Source organism: Gemmobacter aquaticus, from assembly GCF_007859075.1.
GTDB classification, from domain to species: domain Bacteria; phylum Pseudomonadota; class Alphaproteobacteria; order Rhodobacterales; family Rhodobacteraceae; genus Gemmobacter; species Gemmobacter aquaticus.
In genome coordinates, this window is record NZ_VOAK01000011.1 from 257,767 (window position 1) to 274,148 (window position 16,382).

The window sequence follows — 16,382 nt, forward strand, 5'->3', positions numbered from 1 at the left end:
GGCAAGGCGTTGCTCACAGTTTCGCGTGCAAGCCGCGCGGGGGGTGCAGCCCACGCGGGATGCGCTTATATAGGGCGCATGAACCGTCGCACCGCGCTTGCCGCCCCGTTCGCCCTGTTTGCGCTTGCGCTGCCCGCGCAGGCCGAGAAACTGTCGCTTGCCACCATCTCCAACTATCTGAACAGTCTGACCACCGCCGAGGCGGACTTCCGTCAGATCAACAGCGATGGATCAGTGTCGAAGGGCAAGCTGTTCATCAAGCGACCGAACCGTGTGCGCTTTGAATATGCCCCGCCCGACCGCAACCTTGTGCTGGCAAGTGGCGGGCAGGTCGCGGTCTTCGATGGCAAGTCGAACCAGCCACCCGAGCAGTATCCGCTGAAGCGCACGCCGCTGAACCTGATCCTGGGCCAGAATATCGACCTTGGCAAAGCGCGCATGGTGGTGGGCCATGCCGAGGTCGCCGGAACCACCCGCGTGATCGCGCAGGATCCGCAGAACCCCGAATACGGCACGATCGAGATGGTGTTCTCGGCCAAACCAGTGGCGCTGCGTCAATGGATCATCACCGACAATGCCGGTGGCCAGACCGTGGTGGAACTGGGTCCACTTGTGACCGGGCTGGATTATCCGCCGTCAACCTTCAACATCGAGGTCGAACTCGGTCGTCGCAAGAACTAACGACGAAACGCGAAACGGGGGGCAGGGCCCCCCCGTTTGGGTATCGGTTCCGGTCAGTTCATGCCGCATTGCGACAGTTGCGCCGAATAGGTCACGGAGCGGCTCTGCACGCGATCGGCCACGTCGACCAGCCAGCTCTTTTCGTTGTAGCTGCCCCGCGCATAGCCGCTGCGCCCTTCGTGATAGGCGAGGTATTGCGCGCGGGCGTCCCATTTCGGCACACCCAGGGCCTGCGAGGTGCCATCCATGTACCAGCCCATGAAATCGGTCGCGTCATCGATCCGGTCCCGCTGGGCGCGGCGATTGCCTGTCTCGTCCTGATACTCTTCCCAGGTGCCATCCAGCGCCTGGCTGTATCCATATGCCGTGCTTTGCCGACCCATCGGAATGATGCCCAGCACATAGCGATGCGGGGTCTTGGCGTTGCCGATGAACTTGCTTTCCTGATGGATGGTCGCCATCTGCACCGGCACCGGAACGCCCCACCGGCTTTCGGTCTTCTTCATCGCGCGGAAATACTCCGGCCGTTCACGAAGGATCGCGCAGGCATCGTCAAGGTTGTGCGGCGCCGAAAACTTTCCACCGCCGCCACAGGACGCCAGCAACAAAAGTAGGATCGACGCACGGAGAAGTCTGCTCATCTGCCCCTCGCGTGTCTTGTTATTGGCGCGAAGAATAGGGCAATTCCCGGTCAAGGGAAATGGGGATGGAATCAGAAATCCGCGATCTGGGCACGGATCGCCTTGCCGCGATGGTTCGCATCTGCTGGACAAGCGCCACAGTTTGTTTCCCACGAATCGCCGTGCGGCTGATGGACGCAAAGCCACGAAAGGTTTACTTCTTTTGACAGGGGATGTGTGAATGCTGAAAACGCAGGCCAAATATCATCTCGGTCAGGTGCTGCGGCATCGGAAGCACCCTTTCCGGGGGGTGGTTTTTGACGTGGACGCCATGTTCTCGAATACCGAGGAGTGGTACGACGCCATCCCCGAGGACAGCCGACCCGATCGGGACCAGCCGTACTATCACCTGCTGGCCGAAAACGACCAAAGCTATTACGTCGCCTACGTCTCGGAACAGAACCTCGTGCCGGATGATACGGGTGAACCGGTAGACCATCCCGACCTGCCCGACCTGTTTGGCGATTTCGAGGATGGCCGCTATCCGCTGCAGTTCAACCTGAACTGAGCCCCCTAATATCCAAGGGCGCAGCCGTCCTTGCGCGGGTCTGAGCCCGCCTCAAGCACTCCCGAGGGATGCAGAATGATCGCCTGTGCCCCGCCCAGAGGTTCATCCGACAGCCGCAGCCGATGGCCAAGTGCTGCCAGCTGATCGCGCACACCCGCATCATACCCGGTCTCGATGCGCAGCCCGTCTGCATCGGCAAAGCAGCGGGGGGCGTCGATTGCGGTCTGCAGATCCATGCCGAAGTCACGCAGGTTGGTCACCAGCCGGGCATGGCCACAGGGCTGGAACGAGCCGCCCATGACGCCAAAGGGCATGGTGACCCGCCCGCCCTCGGCCAGCATGCCGGGAATGATCGTGTGCATCGGACGCTTGCAGCCGCCTGCCTCGTTCGGGTGGCCGGGAACAAGCGAGAAGCCTGCCCCCCGGTTCTGGAAGTTGATTCCGAACCGCGCCGAGGCGAGACCCGCGCCGAAACCCCAGAAGATTGAATAGATCAGCGAGACGGCCATCCGGTCGCGGTCGACCACGGTGATATAGACGGTGTCGCGATGCACCGCCTCGGCCGTGCGGGACGGATCGGGCAGGGCGCGTCGTGGGTCGATCAGGGCGGCAAGCCGGCTCGCCGTTTCGGGCGCAAGCATGTGATCCATCCGTGCCGCCGGATCGGCAATAAAGCGGTCGCGCGCGTCATATGCGAGTTTCGCGGCCTCGGCCTCCAGATGCGCGCGCTCGGCACCCAGCGGGTCAAGGCGGCCAAGGTCGAAATGCCCAAGGATGTTGAGTAGCAGCAGTGCCGTTGCGCCCTGACCGTTCGGTGGATGTTCCAGCAGATCGACCCCGCGGTATCCCGTCGAAATCGGCGCGGTCCAGTCGGCGGATGTGGCGGTCAGGTCATCATGGGTGTGGCACCCGCCGAGGGCGCGCAGCGACGCGATGATGTCCTCGGCCACCTCGCCGCCATAGAACCCTTCGCGTCCCTCGCGCGCGATTCGGCGCAGCACCTCCGCCTGGCCCGGAGCGCGGAAGATCTGTCCCACCTGCGGTGCCGCGCCATCAAACAGATAGTAACGCCGCGCATCACCACGCAGGTCGTGCCCGTCGGTTGCCCAGTCAAAGGCCACGCGTGGTGCGACGGGCACCCCCTCGTCGGCGTAATGGATTGCCGGTGCCAGCACATCGGCGAGCGGAAGGCGGCCATGGGCATCATGCAGCTTGCAAAAGGCATCGACCGCACCGGGCAGGGTGACGGTCTCAATCCCATGGGTGGGCATGCGCGCATGACCTTTGGCGCGCAATTCATCAGCCCGCAAGGCGGCAGGGGCGCGGCCCGACCCGTTCAACCCGACCACCTCCTCAGAGCCTGCGGGTTTCAGCAGAACAAAACAGTCGCCGCCAATGCCGGTCATCTGCGGCTCACAGATCCCCAGCAAGACCGCCCCGGCGATGGCGGCATCCACCGCATTGCCACCCCGCTTCAGCGTTTCGATGGCGACCTGCGCTGCCAGAGGGTGTGAGGTGGCACAGGCCCCGTTGCTGGCAAAAACCGCAGATCGTCCGGGCTTCTGGAAGTCGCGCATGTCTCTGGGCCTCGCTGGCAGGGCGGTGCTTTCCCGCTTTGGGCCAACCCTATGTTCCGCCCGTCAGCTTGGGAAGGGGCCGCGCCAGGTCAGTTCAGGTCGATGCGAAAGCGCAATTCGTTGCACATGCCCTGTCGTCGATAGTGCAGGCCGCTGGTCAACTGCCGGATCAGAAACCAACCAAATCCGCCCTCGGGTGGCTCTCCCTCCGACCAGTCGGGCAGCGCCCCTGTGGGAGGTCGCCCATCCGGCATGGGGCAGCCCGAATCGCAGACGCAACATTCAATCCCCGCGGGCTGGACGGTTACCGAAACGCGGATGCGCCCTGCGTTCAGCACATAGGCATGTTCGACCACGTTGTTCAGTACTTCGGCCAGAACCAGTTGCAAACGCGCGGAAAGATCTGGGGCTAGCCGCAGGACCGGCCCACTTGCCATGACCTGTTCAAGGGCACATCTGATGGCTGCGGCATCGCTTGATAACTCGACGCACAGCCCCTCGCAGAAGCCGCTGTCACCCTGCATTCCGCTGTCCGTGTGGAATGTCTGTATGAATGGTGAAGACGCTGTCCATCCGGGTCAGGCGAAAGACCTTGTCCACATTGGGGGTCAGGCCTGCCAGCTCCAGCTTGCGGTTCGGCCCGATCAGCTTCATCACCGCGACCACCGCACCAAGGCCCGAGCTGTCGAGGAACCCGACCCGGGACAGATCAAGCACGACCGGCCCCCGTCCGACGCTGGCCAGGGGGCGCAGCGTTTCCTTGAACTGAATGGCGCTTGCGGCGTCGATGCGCGGCTCAAGCACCGTGACCACCAGGCAATCCGCCGTTTCCTGCACTGAAACTTCCATGACCTGCTCCTTCCCGCTGACAGCTTTGCAGGCTAAGGGCAGTCCGTTAGCATTTGGTAAGCGGCAACCCACGCCCGCCGCGCAGCAAAGGACCTGCCAATGACCGTCGACTATTCAGATCTCGCCGCCCGGATCGATGCGCTCTGCCATGGCGAGACGGACGCCGTTGCGCTGATGGCGACCGTGGTGTGTGAGCTGCACCACGCCCATCCCATGTCGGACTGGACCGGATTCTACCGTGTGGTTGGGCCGGAACTGTTGAAGATCGGGCCTTATCAGGGCGGGCACGGCTGTTTGGTGATCCCGTTCTCGCGCGGGGTTTGCGGTGCGGCTGCGCGCACGGGCGAAGTGCAGCTGGTGCCGGATGTCGAAGCCTTTGCGGATCACATCGCCTGCTCCTCGACCACCCGGTCGGAACTGGTGCTGCCGGTCTGGAACGGCGCGGGCACGCTTTTGGGGGTCCTTGACCTCGACAGCAATACCGAAGCCGCCTTTACCGAGACCGATGTGCGCGAGCTTGCGGCGATTCTGGCACGGGTCTTTCACGACGCGCGCTAGGCGCTGTTCACTTCGGCCACCTGCGCCCTTACATCGGGCATAGGGTAACAGGCCCGCATTCGGGGGTACGAAATGGCACGGATTACGCTGCTGGACGGCGGCATGGGACAGGAACTCGTCAACCGGTCGGGCGACGAGCCGACGAACCTGTGGGCCACGCGGGTCATGATCGATCACCCGGATCTGGTCCGGGCGGTGCATGACGACTATTTCGCCGCCGGTGCCACGATTGCGACCACGAACACCTATGCGATCCACCATGATCGTCTGAGCCGCTTTGGCCTTGATGACCGATTTTCCGAGCTGCATCACGCGGCAATTGCGGCGGCCGTTCAGGCGCGCGCGGCCCATGGATCGGGGCGTGTCGCAGGGTCCATCGGCCCGCTGGTCGCCAGCTACCGTGACGACGTGGTGCTGCCTGTCGATGAGGCCGCGCCAAAGGTGGCAGAGATCGCGCAGCTTCTGGCCCCTGAGGTTGATTTCATCCTGCTGGAAACGCTCTCCACCCTCGCGCAGGCCGAAGGTGCGCTGAAGGGGGCCGTCACGGCGGGGCGGCCGGTCTGGCTTTCGGTCTCGGTGCATGATCGCAAGGGGCACCTGCTGCGATCGGGCGAACCGCTTGAAGACCTGCGCCCGCTGGTCGAGGCCTATCAGCCCGCCGCCGTGCTGGCCAACTGTTCGGTGCCCGAGGCGATGGGCGATGCGCTGGCGGTTCTGAGCGGCTTCGGGCGACCCTATGGGGCCTATGCCAATGGGTTCACCCATATCTCCGACGGATTTCTGGAGGATGCGGCGACTGTGCGCGAACTGACGCACCGCCATGACCTGACGCCCGAGAAATACGCAGATTTCGCCATGGGCTGGGTTGCGCAAGGGGCCAGCATCGTCGGCGGCTGTTGCGAGGTCGGTCCTGCCCATATCGCCGAGTTGGCGCGCCGCCTGCGCGCCGAAGGACACGAGATCGTCTGATGCCCGACTACGCCTATAATCCGCCTGACGTGCCGCTTGCGATCCTGCATCATGACAGCGCGCTTCTGGTGGTGAACAAGCCTGCGGGCCTGTTGTCGGTGCCGGGCAAGGATCCGGGCAAGGAAGATTGCCTGATCGACCGCCTGCGCCGTGTGTTCCCCGAGGTTCTGCTGGTGCATCGGCTGGATTGCGACACCTCGGGCGTGATGGTCTTTGCGCTGACCAAGGCCGCGCAGGGAAACCTTGGCCAGCAGTTCGAAAAACGGCAGACGAAAAAGGTCTATGTGGCGCGCCTCTCGGGGCTTCTTGAGCCGAAGGAGGGCACCGTCGATTTGCCGCTATGCGTCGATTGGCCCAACCGTCCGCGCCAGCATGTCAATCACGAACAGGGCAAGCCTGCCCAGACCGACTGGCGTGTGATCCGGCATGACGGGAAGACGACGCGGGTGCGTCTGATGCCCTTGACCGGGCGCAGCCATCAGTTGCGGGTGCATATGCTCTCGCTCGGCCATCCCATTCTGGGCGATCCGATCTATGCCGAGGGGCCCGCGCGCACCGACTATCCGCGCATGATGCTGCATGCCGAAAGCCTGCGCCTTCGGCATCCGGAACTGGGCAAGACCATGACCTTTTCCGCCCCGGTTCCGTTCTGATGCCAGCCTAACGGCGCAGCCGCAGCGCGAGGATCAGGCCGCCCGCAAAGGCCGCCGCCAGCGCGCCCACCGGATTGCGCCCCACAACACCCGGCACGGCCGAAAGCGCGGCCATCGCCTCGGCGCGTGCACGGTTGGCCTCGGCCTCAAGCCGGGCAAGCTCGGCGCTTCGGCGGGTGGGGGCGCGGGCAACCAGTATCAGGATCAGCGCGACCCCGAGGAACACCCCGGCAAGGATCAGTGCCGCCGTCAGGGGCGACCAGTGATCGGCCAGTGCGATGAACGCGGCAGCCGTCAGAAACCCTGCCGCCACCAGCGCAAACACTGCACCAACTGCCAAAAGCACCGCACGACGTGCTGCGTTTGAGGCACTGCGCGCCGCCTCGCCGGCCATCACACCCAAGATCAGCCGCAGCATCAGCGGCGCCCGAAGATCAGGCCGAAGATCAGGCCGGCCACCGCCGCGATGCCGATGGCGGTCAGCGGATTGGCACGGACGCAGGCGCGCGCCTCTTCTGCCTGCGCATCGAGGCGTGCGCGGGCAGCCGCGGCCGCCGCTTCGGCTTCGGTTTTCAGATGCTCTGCCTCGGCACCCACCTTTTCGGCAAAGGCGGCGCTGCGGTTGCCAGCCTCATGGGCCAGCGCCTCAACAATGCCGGACAACTCTCGGCGCAGTTCGGCGATCTGTGCGGCCAGATCCGGGGCGGCGGCCTCGGGCGTCTCTTCGGTGGTTCGGGGTTGGCGGGCCATCGGGCAGGCTCCTTTCTTCCTAGGCAGGTTCAGGCGGGTTTGCGGGATGCGGCGCGGCGACTGCGTGCCGGGCGCGCGAGCGTTTGCTGGGGCAGGGCGCGGGGCTCTGCATCCGAAAGCGCCTCGGTCAGCGCCGCGTCAAGGTCGGTCACGACGAAATCGGCACCCATTGCCTCGGCCTCCTGAACTTTTGCAGGATCAACGACGGGCAAGGTCTTGCTGCCGTCGTCTTCGGCCAGCGCTTCGGGCGCCTGCCAGATCACGACCCCCACCCTAAGATGCGGCATGGCGCGTTTCAGCCGGCGCACATGCAGAAGCGAGGTGCGCGAAGGTGAGGGGTCAAGAAAGCTGATCACCGCGCAGGTGCGGTTTGCGAGGTCAAGTGCTGCGATCCGCGAAGGCGCAAGGTCGGTATGCGGATGGCTCGCCACATCGGCGCCATCGGCGGACAGCGCCTGCCCAAGCATGGCGGCGGCCACATCATCAAGCCCGGACCGGCCACCGATACAGAGCACGCGCCGCCCTTGACCCGCGGCCTCATCGACGTTTTCGTCGTCCTCCAACTCATCCTCGACCACCGCCTGCAGGTCGGCCACCATTGCGAGGGCTGTCGTGGCCAGGCGCTCTTCTTGTGCGGTCGTCAGGACACCGCGCGACCAGTCGGACTGCGCAAGCAGCAGGGCGGGCAGGCCGGTGTCGCGATAGTAGTCGGCAAGCCAGGCCTCTTCCAGCGCCTCTTCGGCGCGGAAGGTGCTTTCGATCGTGTCGCCTGCCAGCCAGCGTTGGTAAAGTCGGGCATGGGGAGCCAGCACCGGCTCATCCCCGAAGAGGATGTCGAACAGCTCAAACTGCGGAATGTGGCGGCCCAGCACCACAAGGCAGACGGTCAGCGGGGTCGAGAGCACCAGCCCGAGCGGCCCCCAGATCCATGTCCAGAAGATGGCTGCCACGATGATCGCCAGCGGCGATACCCCGGTGCGAGAGCCATAGAGCCAAGGCTCCACCACGTTGGAGGTGATCAGTTCAACCGCCACGAAAAGGGCCGCTGTCCACAGAAGCGCCGACCATTCCGGACTGACGGCAAAGGCCAGAAACATCGGGAAGACCGCCGACAGAAGTGACCCGATATAGGGCACAAAGCGCAGAACCAGTGTCAGCATTCCCCACAGGGGCGCGTTGGGCACTCCGATCAACCACAGGCCGATGCCGATGGGAATGGCGTAGATCACGTTCACCAGAAGCTGGATCAGCAGATAATTCCCGACCCGCGCGCCCGCGTCCTCAAGGACCTGCGTGGTGCGGTGCAGGTCGCTTGCCCCGGTCAGCCGGATGAAGCGGTCCCGCAGTTCCTCGCGCTCCAGCAGCATGAAGATGACCACCACGACCACAAGGCCCGTGGTTGCGATGGGGCTGACCAAGGGCATGACCAGACCGACCAGCGCGTCGAGCGGGCTCATCCGCTCCACCACCTCGACCTTCATCGGGGCTCCGGACGGTTGCGCCGCATCCTCTGACGGGAATACCTGTCCAATCTCGGCGCTGATGGCGCCTGCCATGTCGACAAGACGCGCGACTAGGCCGCTGTCCCCGCCCTGTTCGCGCAGGTCATCCAGCTTTGTGAGGATGTTTTCCTGAAATTTCGGCAGTTCTGTTGCCAGAGAAGACAATTGTCCCGCAACGATCAGCGAAAAGGCCGCAATTGCGCTGAAGGCCAGAAAGGCAGTGATCAGCACCGAAGCCGTCATCGGCACGCCATGCCGCCGGAACCGCGTGACCAGTGGCGACAGCGCGAATGTCAGCAGCATGGCGATCGCAAGCGGCAGGAAGACCTCTTGCCCCAGATAGAGCACGCCAGCGACGCCCGCTATGGCGGCAAGACGCGGCAGCGTGATGCGTCGAGACTGCGGCCCGGCGAGGTCGGATGCCAGAACGGGCAGGGCGGTGGTCGCAAGGCGCTGGTTCGGGGATACGGGCATGCCTTCAACCTGAACTGGGCCGGGGCAAGCCGGTTCAACGCCCCCGAAGTCTTGGTACGCCGGGGCCGGGGTTCCGGCCTCAGGCGCTGTCGTGTCAGGCCCCGTAGGGCAGCCAGATCGTCTTCACCTGTGTGGCGCGGCGCAGATATTCGACTCCTTGCCCTTGCATGGGGTCCAGCCAGTCACGAATGTGCCCAGAATCTGCCCAGACAGGCTTGAGGTTCCCGGCCGAGGCGGTCTCCATCATGGCAGCCCCCTCGGCGCTGCCGCAATACCAAAGTGCCGCCACATCGTCATGTTCGGCCAAGGTCTTGCCAAGCGCGTCCCGTTCGCCAGTCAAAAGGTTCACGACGCCTGCCGGAATGTCCGAGGTCTCAAACACCTGATAGAGCCGCGCCGCGATCAGCGGATGGCTCTGGCTCGCCACGGCGACGACCCGGTTGCCCATGGCGATGGTGGGCAGGATCAGTGACATCAGCGACAGAAGCGGGGCCTCGTCCGGGGCGATCAGGCCCATGGTGCCGAAGGGTTCGTTCACCGTCATCGTCACATGTCTGGTCTTGGTCGCGGTCACGCGGCCGTCGAACTTGTCGGCCTGTGCTGCGTACCAGAAGGCGCGACGGATCGTGGCGTCTACCTCAAGCGCGGGTTTCGGGCTGGCGCCGGTGGCAAACAGGGCTGCGGCGAACTCATCTGCCCGCTGTGACAGGTTCTCGGCCAGAAAATAGAGAACCTGCGCGCGGTTATGCGCGGTCACCCCACCCCAGCCAGATGCCTTGCCGGCAGCCTCGACCGCGTTGCGCACATCCTTGCGGTTGGCAAGTGCCGCCTGACCGATCGCGATGCCGCCCTTGCCATGCACGGTGTAGCTTTGCCCGCCGTCGGCGCGGGCCTGCTTGCCCCCGATATAGAGCTTGGCGGTCAGGTCGATGCCGGGGCGATCCGCGCGGCCGGGCTGTGGTGCGACCTCGGTCGCCGCAGTGGGGGCAGGGCGCGGCTTGCCCGGCTTGGCGACAGCAGACGCAAGGTATTCCGCCATACCTGCGCGCCCGCCTTCACGCCCGAAGCCGCTTTCGCGATAGCCGCCAAACGGGGCGCCTGCGTCGAAGATATTGGTTGCGTTGATCCAGACGACCCCCGCCTTGACCTGCGAGGCGACCTCGATCGCCCGATTGAGGTTTTCCGACCAGACCGAGGCGGCAAGGCCATAGCGCGAGTCGTTGGCCAGCGTGATTGCCTCATCGGGGGTGCGGAAGGTCAGCGTCGTGGCGACCGGCCCGAAGATTTCTGTCTGGCTGACGGTGTGGGCGGGGGCTGTGCCGATGAAGAAGCCCGGCGCACTGAAGGCGCCTTTCGCGGGCAGGGCAACCGGCGCGCGGTGCAGAACCGCCCCTTCGGCCACACCCTGCGCAAGCAGCGCATCGATCCGCGCCAGTTGCTTGCGTGAGACGACCGCGCCCATGTCCATGGTTTTGTCGAGGGGATCACCCACCCGCAAGGTGGCCATCCGTGCGGTCAGCTTGGCAAAGAAGCGATCGGCCACGCCCTCCTGGACCAGAAGGCGCGAGCCTGCGCAGCAAACCTCGCCCTGATTGAACCAGATCGCATCGACCACGCCTTCGACCGCGGCATCGAGATCGGCGTCCTCAAGCACGATGAAGGGGGACTTGCCGCCCAGCTCAAGGCTGAGCTTCTTGCCCGATCCCGCGATCTGGCGACGGATGACGCGACCGACCTCGGTCGATCCGGTGAAGGCCACCTTGTTGACCTCGGGGTGGCCCGCCACGGCGGCGCCGGTCGCACCGTCCCCCTGCACGATGTTCACCACGCCCGGCGGCAGGCCCACCTCGGCGCAGATCCCGGCAAAGGCATGGGCAGTCAACGGCGTCAGGTCGGCAGGCTTGAGCACCACCGTATTGCCTGCGGCAAGTGCCGGGGCCACCTTCCACGCCAGCATCAACAGCGGGAAGTTCCACGGGATGATCTGCCCGCAAACACCGAGCGGCGCATGGCCCGGAAACTCGGTCTCGACCAGTTCGGCCCAGCCGGCATGGTGGTAGAAGTGCCGCGCGACCAGTGGCACGTCGATATCGCGCGTCTCGCGGATCGTCTTGCCATTGTCGAGGGTTTCCAGCACCGACAGGAAACGCTCGCGCTTCTGGATGTGGCGGGCAATGGCGTAAAGGTACTTGGCGCGCGCGTGCCCCGGCAATGCCGCCCATTTGGGAAAGGCCGCGCGGGCGGCGCGGGCTGCGGCATCCACCTCGGCCGCGGAGCCGATGGCAACGCGGGTGAGCACCTCGTCGGTCGCCGGGTTCAGCACCTCAACAGTGTGACCTGCTGGCGCAACAAAGGCGCCGTTGATGTAATGGCCGATAGCGCCTTGCGCGGCGATCCAGGCGCGGGCCTCGGTGCTGGCTTCGGGGGCAGGGCCGTATTCCATGGTTTTCATCAGATCCTTGATGCGGGACATGCCGGTTCTCCTCAGGCCAGCGCGTGGCGGTTGGCGGCCGAGTAGCGGCCCGTGACGTGGTGCTCCAGCTGCCGCTCGATATCGCCCAGCATGGATGAGGCCCCGATGCGGAAGAGGTCAGGCATCATCCAGCGCGTTCCCGCCTCTTCCTTCATCAGGATCAGCCAGTTCATCGCATCCTTGGCCGTTTTCAGCCCGCCTGCGGGTTTGAAGCCAACCCATTGCCCGGTCAGATCGCGAAAATCGCGCAGCGCCCGCACCATGGTCAGCGAGACGGGAAGGGTGGCGTTGACCTCTTCCTTACCGGTCGAGGTCTTGATGAAATCGGCGCCTGCCTGCATCGCGACCATCGAGGCGCAATAGACATTGGTCAGCGTCTTCAGATCGCCCGTCGCGAGGATCGCTTTCATATGGGCAGGCCCGCAGGCCTCGCGCATCTGGGCGATCTCGTCATAAAGCGCGGCCCAGTTGCCGGTCAGCGCATGTTCGCGGGTGATGACGATGTCAATCTCGGCGGCCCCCTGATCGACAGCATAGCGGATCTCGGCCAGGCGCAGCGGCAGGGGCGTCAGGCCGGCCGGAAAGCCGGTCGCGACCGAGGCGACAGGAATACCCGAGCCTTCAAGCGCCTTGACGGCGTGGGGCACCATGGTCGGATAGACGCAGACCGCCCCGACGGTGATCCCCTCAAGCCCGAGCGCTGCGGCAAGGTCGGGGCGCAGGGGCGCGCGCGCCTTGGCACAGAGCCGTTGAACCCGGCCCGCCGTGTCATCCCCCGCCAGCGTGGTCAGGTCGATGCAGGTGATCGCGCGGGCCAGCCACGCCGCCTGCCAATCCTTCTTGACGGTGCGGCGGGTGGTCAGCGTCGCCGCCCGCCGTTCCGCCGCGGGGGTGTTGATGCTGACCTTTTCGAACCATTCAGGGGTAAAACTTGTGCCCTGAACCCGTGGGAAACTATCATTTTCGATCATTCATGGCTCCAGCAGGCTGCGGGCGGTTGTATCGTCGGTCACAAGGACAGAGATCAGGCGGGCGGTCAGGGCGGCGCGGGCGACGGCGTGCTTTTCCGGACCTGCGACAAGGGCCAGCGTGACGGGCGAACCGGCAAGGTGCTCCAACGGCAGGCCAAGCGTACGCGCATCAAGGTCTGGGTCGGCAATGCGGCCGTCTGCCGTTACGAAGCGGCCAAGGATATCCCCTACCGCCCCTTTGGCGCGCAGCGAGGCAAGCTCGGCGGGCGTCAGGTAGCCCTGCGCGCAGAGGATCGAGCGGTCGGTCACCCCGCCCATTGAAAAGGCCAGAAGTGGTGCAGCCTTGGCGCGGGCGAGGGCGCGGGCGATGACCGGGTCGGCCTCTAGTGCGGCACGTGTCGAGGCTTGGCCGAGGATCGCAGGCACGGGCAACAGCGCGGCGCTGCCCGGCGCGGTCTGGGCCATCGCCTCTGCCACTGCGGCCGAGCGTGTGTCGGCAAGTTGCAACGCGGCGGCACCATTGATCTGCACCACCTCAAGCCCCGGTGCCCAGCCATGCGGCAGGGCACGGACCAGCGCGGCCATGCTGCGCCCCCAGCTGACACCTATCATCGAGGGTTTCGCGGCAAGCGCCGTCAGCCAGGATGCCGCCGCGCGGGCGATGCCATCGTTCAAAAGGTCGGGGTCCGTCACGCCGCCCATCGGCACCACAATCGCCTCACGCAGACCCCAGCGGGTTTGCAAGGCGCTTTCCAGCCCGGCGGCGCGATTGGACCTGGGCGCGATCTCGATCCGCACCACGCCTTCGGCGCGCGCCTCTGTCAGCAGGCGGCCCACCTGCCAGCGCGTCAGCCCAAGGTCGGTCGCGATCTCGGCCTGGGTGCGCCCGATGTCATAGTAAAGCTTCGCCACCTGAACCATCAGGTGATCGCGGCTGTCATCCGCCGGCAGGCGTGAGGCATAGGCGCTGCGGTCGTTCATGCAGCATATGTAGCATTAACCTGCATATGCTGCAATTGAGTCGTTTTCTGCGGCCGACAGCCAAGGTGATGGCTTTCTGCCGATGGGTGCACAATCCGGTTATCCCGGCTTTCCCCTGCCGCACGGCGGGCTTATCCTGACGGCATGGAAATCGTTCTGCTTGTCTCGGCACTTGCCATCCTGTTCATCGTGATCGCCCTGGCCGAGCCTGTGGCAGACCGTCTGCGCCTTCCGTACTCGGTGGTCCTCGCCGTTCTTGGCGCCACATTGGGTGCAGCCTCGGTCGGTCTGTCCACCACCTATGGCGACCAGCTGTCGACCGAAGTTCAGGCCCTGCTGGCGCTGCCGATCAAATCCAGCGTGTTCCTGTACATCTTCCTGCCGACACTGGTGTTTCAGGTGGCACTCGGGCTTGATTTGCGGCGGATGCTGGACGACTGGGTGCCGATCCTTGTCATGGCCGTTCTGGCGGTGATCGTGGCCACGGCCTTTGTGGGCATTGCCCTTGTGCCCTTCAGCCCGATGCCGGCGATTGCCTGCCTGCTCTTGGGCGCCATCGTCTCAACCACGGATCCATCGGCGGTGGTCTCGATCTTTCGCAGCCTGTCGGCGCCGCAACGGCTCGCGCGGATCGTCGAGGGGGAGAGCCTGCTGAATGACGCGGCCGCCATCGCGCTTTTCGGCTTCTTCCTGTCCTTCGTCATGGCAGGCGTCCCGAACCCCACGCTGCGCGATGCGCTGGTGGGGTTGCCGACGATCATCCTGATGGGGATCGCGATCGGCTGGATCATGGCGCGCGCCGCGCTGACCTGCATGCGGTTGATGGACGCCTGGCCGATGGCGCAGCTGTCGTTCTCGATCGCGGTTCCCTATGCGACCTACGTTCTGGCCGACCACGTGTTTCATGCCTCGGGCGTTGTCGCGGTGGTCGTGGCGGGCATTACTCTGAACTGGGTGGGGCCGGGGCGATTGGCGCCGGCCGTCTGGACCAACCTGCGAGAGGTCTGGGATCTGCTCGCCCATTGGGCGGGCGCGCTGATCTTCGTTATGGCCTCGCTGCTCATTCCGCGGCTGCTGGCGGATGCGCGATGGACCGATTTCCTGCTGATCCTTGTGGTTGTGGTCGCGGCCACCGCCGCACGCATGGTGATGCTGTGGGGCGTCTTGCCGCTTCTGTCGCATTTCAAGCTGTCCCCAAAGGTTGAGCGTCCGTATCGCATCACGATCCTCTGGGGGGGCTTGCGCGGCGCCGTCACGCTGGCGCTGGCGCTGGCGGTAACCGAAAACTGGCGCGTGCCCGCTGACATCCGGCGCGAGGTGGGTATTCTGGCCACGGGGTTCACGCTGTTCACACTGTTCGTTCAGGGCACCACGCTGCGCAGGGTCATCCGTCGTCTGGGCCTGACGCGGCTGTCGCCCTTGGATCTGGCGCTGTCGCGTCAGGTCGTGGCTGTGGCTCTGCAAAACGTGCGCGAAGAGGTGGCCGAACGGGTACGCGACCATGCGCTGACGCGCGAGATTGTGCGGTCTGAGGCGAAGTCCTTTGCGGGGCGGCTGGATCAGGCAGTGACGCAGGCCGAAGTTGACAGCGGCATCCGGCAGAAGGATCGCATTCCCCTTGGCCTGATCGCCATGTCGGGATTTGAGCGCGACCTGATCCTCGACGCCTTCCACGAACAGGAACTTGCCCCGGCCGAGGCCGAGCAGATGCTGACCAACGTCGACAACCTGATCGAAGCGACAAGGATCGGCGGCCGGGCGGGCTATATGGCGGCCGGACGGCGGGCGCTTGGGGCCGGGAGGCGGCTGCGCTTTGCGGTATGGTTGCACAACCGGCTGCGACTCTCGTGGCCGCTCGCGCCGATGACGGCCAGCCGGTTCGAGATCCTGCTCAACCAGCGCCGTGTGCTTGACGAGTTGCATGGCTTCATCGACGGCAAGATCCGCCGGATCCACGGTCGCCGCGTGGCCGAACTGCTGCACGAGGTTCTGAAGGTTCGGCAGGGGGACAATGAAAAGGCGCTCGAGGCCCTGCGCTTGCAGTATCCGGGCTATGCCGAAGAGTTGGAGCGGCGGTTCATTCGTCGCCTGTCCTTGCGGCTGGAAGAGCGGGAATATGACACGCTTCTGAAGGATGGGCTGATCGGGAAAGAACTGCACGCGGCGCTGCGCCAATCGCTGACAGATGCGCGCAAGCGTGTGGTGCAGCGGCCGCCCTTGGATCTGACCGTGCAGAAGTCTGAGATGCTGCGCCAGTTGCCGGCGCTGGCTGGACTTGATGCCGCGCAGTTGCGGATGGTGCAGCGGCGGATCTCGACCGTCTATGTCCCGCCGGGCGAGGTGCTGATCCGCCTTGGCGATCCGGCGCGGCATGTGTTTTTCATCGCCTCGGGCGCGGTTGAGGTTGAATTCGCAGGACAACGCCAGCGCCTTGGCCGTGGAGAGTTGTTCGGGCAACTGGGCATCCTGACGCGCCGCCCGCGCCGTGCGCAGGTCACCGCGCTGACCCATTGCACCTTGCTTCGGCTGGATGAGACGCGGTTTCTGGATCTGTTGGCGCGGAATGATACGCTGCGGCAGGCCGTGGCAGAAAGCACCAAGCGACGCGGCTTGCTGGACCCGATTGCCAGAACGGTCGTGGAGAGCCCCGACGCCGAGGCGCCGGTGCTTGACCTGACCCAGCAAGAACCGCTGGATCTGAGCCCGCCGGAAGACCCGCCAGGTGCAGCAAAACCTGTGACTCAATAGAAAATGCC

The 16,382-nt window shown here is 65.1% G+C and carries 16 protein-coding genes; 6 read left to right on the forward strand and 10 right to left on the reverse strand.

Going from position 1 to position 16,382, the window contains the following annotated elements; all coding sequences use genetic code 11:
- Positions 1–78: 78 nt before the first annotated feature.
- Positions 79–681, forward strand: a complete 603-nt coding sequence (locus tag FQU74_RS03255; protein ID WP_146284998.1) for a LolA family protein — start codon at positions 79–81, stop codon at positions 679–681.
- Positions 682–734: 53 nt separating this feature from the next.
- Here FQU74_RS03255 and FQU74_RS03260 read toward each other — a convergent pair whose 3' ends face one another.
- On the reverse strand, positions 735–1,322 hold the full coding sequence (locus FQU74_RS03260) for a transglycosylase SLT domain-containing protein (RefSeq protein WP_146284999.1): 588 nt from the start codon (positions 1,320–1,322) through the stop codon (positions 735–737).
- 220 nt (positions 1,323–1,542) lie between these two features.
- Here FQU74_RS03260 and hspQ point away from each other — a divergent pair, with 220 nt between their 5' ends.
- On the forward strand, positions 1,543–1,869 hold the full coding sequence (hspQ, locus tag FQU74_RS03265; RefSeq protein ID WP_146285000.1) for a heat shock protein HspQ: 327 nt from the start codon (positions 1,543–1,545) through the stop codon (positions 1,867–1,869).
- A gap of 5 nt (positions 1,870–1,874) precedes the next feature.
- On the opposite strand, the gene FQU74_RS03270 is transcribed toward hspQ, so the two are convergent.
- From FQU74_RS03270 to FQU74_RS03280, 3 genes are all read right to left on the reverse strand, one after another.
- On the reverse strand, positions 1,875–3,446 hold the full coding sequence (locus tag FQU74_RS03270) for a gamma-glutamyltransferase family protein (protein ID WP_146285001.1): 1,572 nt from the start codon (positions 3,444–3,446) through the stop codon (positions 1,875–1,877).
- An 89-nt stretch (positions 3,447–3,535) separates the two neighbouring features.
- On the reverse strand, positions 3,536–3,970 hold the full coding sequence (locus FQU74_RS03275; protein ID WP_146285002.1) for an ATP-binding protein: 435 nt from the start codon (positions 3,968–3,970) through the stop codon (positions 3,536–3,538).
- Complete coding sequence (locus tag FQU74_RS03280) at positions 3,960–4,295, reverse strand: STAS domain-containing protein (RefSeq protein WP_146285003.1); 336 nt, start codon at positions 4,293–4,295, stop codon at positions 3,960–3,962. The genes FQU74_RS03275 and FQU74_RS03280 overlap by 11 nt, the downstream gene beginning before the upstream one ends.
- Positions 4,296–4,394: 99 nt before the next feature.
- Here FQU74_RS03280 and FQU74_RS03285 point away from each other — a divergent pair, with 99 nt between their 5' ends.
- From FQU74_RS03285 to FQU74_RS03295, 3 genes are all read left to right on the forward strand, one after another.
- A complete protein-coding gene (locus FQU74_RS03285; RefSeq protein ID WP_146285004.1) occupies positions 4,395–4,853 on the forward strand; it encodes a GAF domain-containing protein in 459 nt (152 codons plus the stop codon).
- A gap of 72 nt (positions 4,854–4,925) precedes the next feature.
- Positions 4,926–5,822 carry a homocysteine S-methyltransferase family protein gene (locus FQU74_RS03290; RefSeq protein ID WP_146285005.1) on the forward strand — a complete coding sequence of 299 codons (897 nt, stop codon included), beginning with the start codon at positions 4,926–4,928 and terminating at the stop codon, positions 5,820–5,822.
- Positions 5,822–6,475 carry an RluA family pseudouridine synthase gene (locus FQU74_RS03295; RefSeq protein ID WP_146285006.1) on the forward strand — a complete coding sequence of 218 codons (654 nt, stop codon included), beginning with the start codon at positions 5,822–5,824 and terminating at the stop codon, positions 6,473–6,475. Before FQU74_RS03290 ends, FQU74_RS03295 begins: the two co-directional genes overlap by 1 nt.
- Before the next feature lie 7 nt (positions 6,476–6,482).
- Here the strand turns inward: FQU74_RS03295 and FQU74_RS03300 are convergent, their stop codons facing one another.
- The 6 genes from FQU74_RS03300 to FQU74_RS03325 all read right to left on the reverse strand — a co-directional run bounded on the left by FQU74_RS03300 (position 6,483) and on the right by FQU74_RS03325 (position 13,626).
- Positions 6,483–6,893, reverse strand: a complete 411-nt coding sequence (locus tag FQU74_RS03300; RefSeq protein ID WP_146285007.1) for a phage holin family protein — start codon at positions 6,891–6,893, stop codon at positions 6,483–6,485.
- The gene (locus FQU74_RS03305; RefSeq protein WP_146285008.1) at positions 6,893–7,225 is read right to left on the reverse strand and encodes an ElaB/YgaM/YqjD family protein; all 333 of its coding nucleotides are present in this window, start codon (positions 7,223–7,225) and stop codon (positions 6,893–6,895) included. The genes FQU74_RS03300 and FQU74_RS03305 overlap by 1 nt, the downstream gene beginning before the upstream one ends.
- Before the next feature lie 29 nt (positions 7,226–7,254).
- On the reverse strand, positions 7,255–9,201 hold the full coding sequence (locus FQU74_RS03310; protein WP_146285009.1) for an AI-2E family transporter: 1,947 nt from the start codon (positions 9,199–9,201) through the stop codon (positions 7,255–7,257).
- A 94-nt stretch (positions 9,202–9,295) separates the two neighbouring features.
- A complete protein-coding gene (locus FQU74_RS03315) occupies positions 9,296–11,674 on the reverse strand; it encodes an aldehyde dehydrogenase family protein (protein WP_146285010.1) in 2,379 nt (792 codons plus the stop codon).
- 11 nt (positions 11,675–11,685) lie between these two features.
- A complete protein-coding gene (gene deoC / locus FQU74_RS03320) occupies positions 11,686–12,645 on the reverse strand; it encodes a deoxyribose-phosphate aldolase (protein WP_146285011.1) in 960 nt (319 codons plus the stop codon).
- Positions 12,646–13,626 (reverse strand): sugar-binding transcriptional regulator, encoded by a 981-nt coding sequence (locus FQU74_RS03325; protein ID WP_146285012.1) that lies wholly within the window; start codon positions 13,624–13,626, stop codon positions 12,646–12,648.
- A 144-nt stretch (positions 13,627–13,770) separates the two neighbouring features.
- Here FQU74_RS03325 and FQU74_RS03330 point away from each other — a divergent pair, with 144 nt between their 5' ends.
- Positions 13,771–16,374: a cation:proton antiporter gene (locus FQU74_RS03330; protein ID WP_146285013.1), complete on the forward strand. Its 2,604-nt coding sequence runs from the start codon at positions 13,771–13,773 to the stop codon at positions 16,372–16,374.
- Positions 16,375–16,382 lie beyond the last annotated feature (8 nt).

Coding starts and splice junctions, on each gene's coding strand:
- FQU74_RS03255 (WP_146284998.1), top strand. CDS start 79: ATGAACCGTCGCACCGCGCTTGCCGCCCCGTTCGCCCTGTTTGCGCTT.
- FQU74_RS03260 (WP_146284999.1), bottom strand. CDS start 1,322: ATGAGCAGACTTCTCCGTGCGTCGATCCTACTTTTGTTGCTGGCGTCC.
- hspQ (WP_146285000.1), top strand. CDS start 1,543: ATGCTGAAAACGCAGGCCAAATATCATCTCGGTCAGGTGCTGCGGCAT.
- FQU74_RS03270 (WP_146285001.1), bottom strand. CDS start 3,446: ATGCGCGACTTCCAGAAGCCCGGACGATCTGCGGTTTTTGCCAGCAAC.
- FQU74_RS03275 (WP_146285002.1), bottom strand. CDS start 3,970: ATGCAGGGTGACAGCGGCTTCTGCGAGGGGCTGTGCGTCGAGTTATCA.
- FQU74_RS03280 (WP_146285003.1), bottom strand. CDS start 4,295: ATGGAAGTTTCAGTGCAGGAAACGGCGGATTGCCTGGTGGTCACGGTG.
- FQU74_RS03285 (WP_146285004.1), top strand. CDS start 4,395: ATGACCGTCGACTATTCAGATCTCGCCGCCCGGATCGATGCGCTCTGC.
- FQU74_RS03290 (WP_146285005.1), top strand. CDS start 4,926: ATGGCACGGATTACGCTGCTGGACGGCGGCATGGGACAGGAACTCGTC.
- FQU74_RS03295 (WP_146285006.1), top strand. CDS start 5,822: ATGCCCGACTACGCCTATAATCCGCCTGACGTGCCGCTTGCGATCCTG.
- FQU74_RS03300 (WP_146285007.1), bottom strand. CDS start 6,893: ATGCTGCGGCTGATCTTGGGTGTGATGGCCGGCGAGGCGGCGCGCAGT.
- FQU74_RS03305 (WP_146285008.1), bottom strand. CDS start 7,225: ATGGCCCGCCAACCCCGAACCACCGAAGAGACGCCCGAGGCCGCCGCC.
- FQU74_RS03310 (WP_146285009.1), bottom strand. CDS start 9,201: ATGCCCGTATCCCCGAACCAGCGCCTTGCGACCACCGCCCTGCCCGTT.
- FQU74_RS03315 (WP_146285010.1), bottom strand. CDS start 11,674: ATGTCCCGCATCAAGGATCTGATGAAAACCATGGAATACGGCCCTGCC.
- deoC (WP_146285011.1), bottom strand. CDS start 12,645: ATGATCGAAAATGATAGTTTCCCACGGGTTCAGGGCACAAGTTTTACC.
- FQU74_RS03325 (WP_146285012.1), bottom strand. CDS start 13,626: ATGAACGACCGCAGCGCCTATGCCTCACGCCTGCCGGCGGATGACAGC.
- FQU74_RS03330 (WP_146285013.1), top strand. CDS start 13,771: ATGGAAATCGTTCTGCTTGTCTCGGCACTTGCCATCCTGTTCATCGTG.